Origin of the sequence: Actinoallomurus spadix (assembly GCF_024055725.1) — a bacterium.
GTDB lineage: Bacteria > Actinomycetota > Actinomycetes > Streptosporangiales > Streptosporangiaceae > Actinoallomurus > Actinoallomurus spadix.
Genome location: NZ_JAMXMX010000066.1, coordinates 1 through 3,998, shown reverse-complemented (window position 1 = coordinate 3,998; position 3,998 = coordinate 1). Strand labels below are relative to the sequence as shown.

4 protein-coding genes are annotated in these 3,998 nt (G+C 73.8%); 3 read left to right on the top strand and 1 reads right to left on the bottom strand.

Annotated elements, in window-relative coordinates; all coding sequences use genetic code 11:
• Positions 1–95: 95 nt before the first annotated feature.
• Complete coding sequence (locus NE235_RS37020) at positions 96–1,430, bottom strand: M48 family metalloprotease (RefSeq protein WP_252811587.1); 1,335 nt, start codon at positions 1,428–1,430, stop codon at positions 96–98.
• A 218-nt stretch (positions 1,431–1,648) separates the two neighbouring features.
• On the opposite strand from NE235_RS37020, the gene NE235_RS37015 reads away from it, so the two are divergent.
• From NE235_RS37015 to NE235_RS37005, 3 genes are all read left to right on the top strand, one after another.
• Positions 1,649–2,584: a hypothetical protein gene (locus NE235_RS37015; RefSeq protein ID WP_252811585.1), complete on the top strand. Its 936-nt coding sequence runs from the start codon at positions 1,649–1,651 to the stop codon at positions 2,582–2,584.
• Between the two features lie 58 nt (positions 2,585–2,642).
• Positions 2,643–3,008, top strand: coding sequence for a YrdB family protein (locus NE235_RS37010; protein ID WP_252811584.1), 366 nt, complete (start codon positions 2,643–2,645; stop codon positions 3,006–3,008).
• A gap of 263 nt (positions 3,009–3,271) precedes the next feature.
• Positions 3,272–3,865: an ATP-binding protein gene (locus tag NE235_RS37005; protein ID WP_252811582.1), complete on the top strand. Its 594-nt coding sequence runs from the start codon at positions 3,272–3,274 to the stop codon at positions 3,863–3,865.
• Positions 3,866–3,998 lie beyond the last annotated feature (133 nt).

Below are 3,998 nucleotides of genomic sequence, written 5' to 3'. Positions count from 1 at the left end.
TTCGGCGTGCACGCCCGGCAGCAGGTCCCACGGGGGGGGGGGCGGGTGCCTCTCCGGTTCCTCGGCCGGTCTCCGCCGGCGGATGAAGGCCACGCTCATTCTCCGCGTTCGGCGAGGAGGACGTGGATGCGGCGGGCCCGGCGGAGGATCAGGGGCGTACGGAGCACGCGGCGGTGCTCGGCCTGCTCGCCGGAGGTGATGAATTCCTCGATGACGGCCAGCAGGGGCTCGCCGAGGCCGAGCCGGACGGCCTCGGCGTCGGCTTCGAGCTCCGCGCGGTCCCGGCCGAGCCCGGACAGCGCCGCGCCGCCGTACGCGACGGCGGCCGGGACGGCGAAGATGACGAAGGCGACGGCCGCGACGATCGCCAGCAGGCCCGTGACCAGGTACCCGAACGGCGTGCGCCAGATCACGGCCACGCGGTACATGCGGCGCACCGGCCACCACACGGCGCGGGTGAGGCCCCAGAGGAGGCGGACCGGCAGGAGCAGCTGGGTGAGGAGCAACGCGGGGATCAGGTGCCGGCGCAGGTGGTGGCCGAGCTCGTGGGCGAGAACCGCTTCGAGCCGGCGGGCCGGCAGCTTGCGGACGGCCAGGCTGGTGACCGTGACGATGTCGCCGTCGGAGGCGTAGGCGTTCAGGTCGTCGGACTCGACGACCATGAGGTGGAAGCGACCGGGATCGACGCCGGCCCGGCGCAGCACGCCGGTCCAGGGGACCTCGAGCCGCTGGGTCTCCTCGCGCGTCGGCTCGCGGCAGCCGTACCAGGTGCGCGCGATGAAGCGGCGCACCGAACGGGCCGACAGCAGCGGGGCGGGCGCCCACCAGGCGACCACCGGGACGATCGCGCCCCAGACGGGCCAGAGGAGGTTCAGGCCGTACGCGACGAGGCCCACGATCGCGGCGGCGGCGACCGCCACGGGGGCGAGCGCGAGCAGCGGGCGGACTCCGCCGCCGCGGCGCGGAGGCGGTGCGGGCGGGGTGACGACCCTGGCGGGCGCGGTGTCGAAGCGCCCGGGGACGGTGCCGTCCGAGGCGGCTCCGACCGACCGGCCGACCGGCGCGGAGCGCATGGGGGCGGCGGCGTCCGGCGGGCGCACGGCGGGGCGGGAGCTCTTGGCGCCCGCGTCGAAGGACAGGCCCGGTGGACGTGGGCCGCCGCGCCAGGACGGCGGTGGCTTCGGCCGGCCGGGGTCGGGCGCTCGGGGCGGGGGAGGCGCGCCGGGCCAGGTGCCGGGGCCGGGGGCGGCCGGGGGTGTGTCCCGTGGGGGAGGTGGGGCTTCGCCGGAGCCGGGCCCGTCGGTGGGCGCGGGGTCGTCGGTGGTGAGCGGGCGGACGCGCTGGGACCAGCTCCGGCCGTCCCAGTAACGCTGCTGCGGCAGCCCGGACGGGCAGGGGTACCAGCCGGGGTCGGGAGCCTCGCCGCTCACCGGATCCCGCCTTCGGGCCGCTTCGCCCCGCCCACTGACCCGCCTCCCCGTCGCAGCGTTCCCGCCCGGCAACAGATAGCGCACCTCGAACCCAGCGTCAACGCCGGTTGTGGAATCGGTCAAGCGTGAGTCGGCTTTGCGGTGGCGGCTGATCGCGGGGCCGTGTATACCCGTGAGTCGAGCACCTTCGCGAACAGCCGGCCGGGGGAGAAGACGCCGTGACCAAGGTGATCATCACGAACACCTGTGCGGACCGTTGCGGCGCGCAGCTGGGGACCGGCCGGGAGAAGGCGCGCCGCTGGCTGACGGAGCTCCTTCCGCAGGGACGGCTGACCCGGGACCTGCCGGCTCCGCACACCGGGAAACGCAGCCCGTCGGGGCGTTTCCTGCTGGTCGACGGCGTCCTCGCGCTCCCGCTGGCCGACAACCGGGACGGCGGCGCTCCCGTCGCGGTGAACTGCATCTTCTTCCCGGAGTGGCTGGAGCGGCAGGGGCTGGGCGGTGCCGAGGTGGACCCCTTCGCGCTGCGGGGCGAGGCCCTGCTGCGGCATGTGCGCTTCTCCGAGCACTGCGTGCAGCGGTACACCCAGCGGTGTGGCGGTCCCCGCGAACCGGGTCTCGCGGCGGCGCGGCTGCGCGAGGTCCTCGCGGCGGACGCGAAGGCGGTGCCCCGGCGGCCGGACTGGAGCCGTTCGCAGCGGGGCGCGGACTTCTTCATCGTCGCGCAGGACGAGTACTGCCTGCCGGTTCAGCGGTACGCCTCCGACGGCAGGGCGTTCGAGGCGCCGACGCTGCTGCACCGCAGCCAGCCGCTGTTCGAGCTGACCGGCCGGTCGCTGGAGTTCGCGTGCCGGTTCACCGATCGGGTGATGTCGGACGCCCGAGCGCTGGCCGAACCCGGTCATGACCCGATCTCCTGGCTCCGCGGGTTGATCGTCCAGGCGGGGACGTTGTCGTGGGATCCGCCGCCCGGGTGGGCGCGGTATCCCGGCGCGCGCTTCTACATTCACGCCGGGCCGTACCACCTGCCCGTCGCCTGGGAGAAGGACGCGCGTCGCCAGCTCGTGGCGCTCGCCATGTTCCGCGGCCGGGTCCCCGTACTGCAGCGGATCGCCGCCTGGCTGCGCCGTCGTTTCGGGCTTCGCGTCGCCTGAGAGCTTCCGTTGTGTCGGCCGGGAGCCGTACGCTCGCGCGGGTGAACAGAGGAGCGCGATGATCCCCCGGCCGTTGCATGTGGTGAATGAGGGCCTGGCATTTCTGCTGGAGCTCTGCGCGCTGGCTCTGCTCGCCTGGTGGGGCGCCGACGCCGGGGGCGGGGTGGTCCTGAGCGTCCTGCTGGCGGTGGCACTCCCTCTGGTCGCCGCCGTGGTGTGGGGCCTGTTCGCCGCGCCGAGGGCCAGGATCCGGTTGCCGCTCGCCGGTGTGCTGGTCGTCAAGGTGCTCGTGTTCGGCGCGGCCGTCGCCGCGTTGTACGCGCTGCGGCATGGGCGCGCGGCCCTCGTCTGCGCGGTGATCGTGATCGTCAATCTGGTGATCGCGACGATCGACCGGGAGGCCCACGTACGGAACCGTGCCTGACGTCCTGTTCGCCCTGGTGTGACGCGACTACGCGCAATGCGTAGCGATAGGGGGATTTGTCCCGTCGTGCAGGTACGGCCCCGGCGGGCATGCTCATCGTCATAAGCCGAATCAGGCCGACTCGGCGATGACCGAAGGTACGAGACGATGTGGCAGCGGCAGACCGCGGACCCGCCCGCGGCGGTTCCGCGTGAGAACGCGGTGCGGTGCGCGACCCTCCCGACAGGAGCACGGCGACCGCCGAGCCACGAGAGGCGAACACCGTGAACCGGCTCAGCCTCGCCGCCACCCTCACGAAGGCCCCCGCCAGCCCGCCGCCATGGAGCCCCCGGCCCCCGGCGCCGCCGGTCGCGCTCGCCCCCGCGAACAACGGCGTCCGTCAGTGGCACGAGCCGGATGCCGCCGTCCGTCACGGCGAGTTCGCCCGCCCGGCCATGAAAACGGGGAGCCGACGGGGCACCGCTTCGTGGCCGCTCCCCCCTTCCACCGCCGCGGTCCCCCCGGCCCGCCGGCTCGCCGGCGAACAACTCGAACTCTGGGGCTTCGGCCACCATCGTGACACCGCCGAACTCCTGGTCAGCGAACTCGTCACGAACGCCGTACGCCACGGCAGGGGAGAGATCCACCTGATCGTGTGCGCGGAAGAGGACACCCTCCGGATCGAAGTGCACGACGAGGCCGCCGAGTCCGTGCCACAGGTACGACCGGCCGGCGAGATCGACGAAGGCGGGCGCGGGCTTCACCTGGTCGGCATGCTGTCCAGCCGCTGGGGAGCCGCGCGTACGGCGACCGGGAAGATCGTCTGGTTCGAACTACGGGCGCACCGGCCGTATCAGGACGACGACCCCGACATGTGAGGGAGGTGCCAGCGAAACCAACGAAGCGATACCCGTTTGATGCCTCGCAAGGATCCGGGGACCGGAAGGCGGGCCCCCTCGCCAGGACGCCGCCGATCCCCGGATCCGCCCGCCAGCGGGACGCACCCCTCCG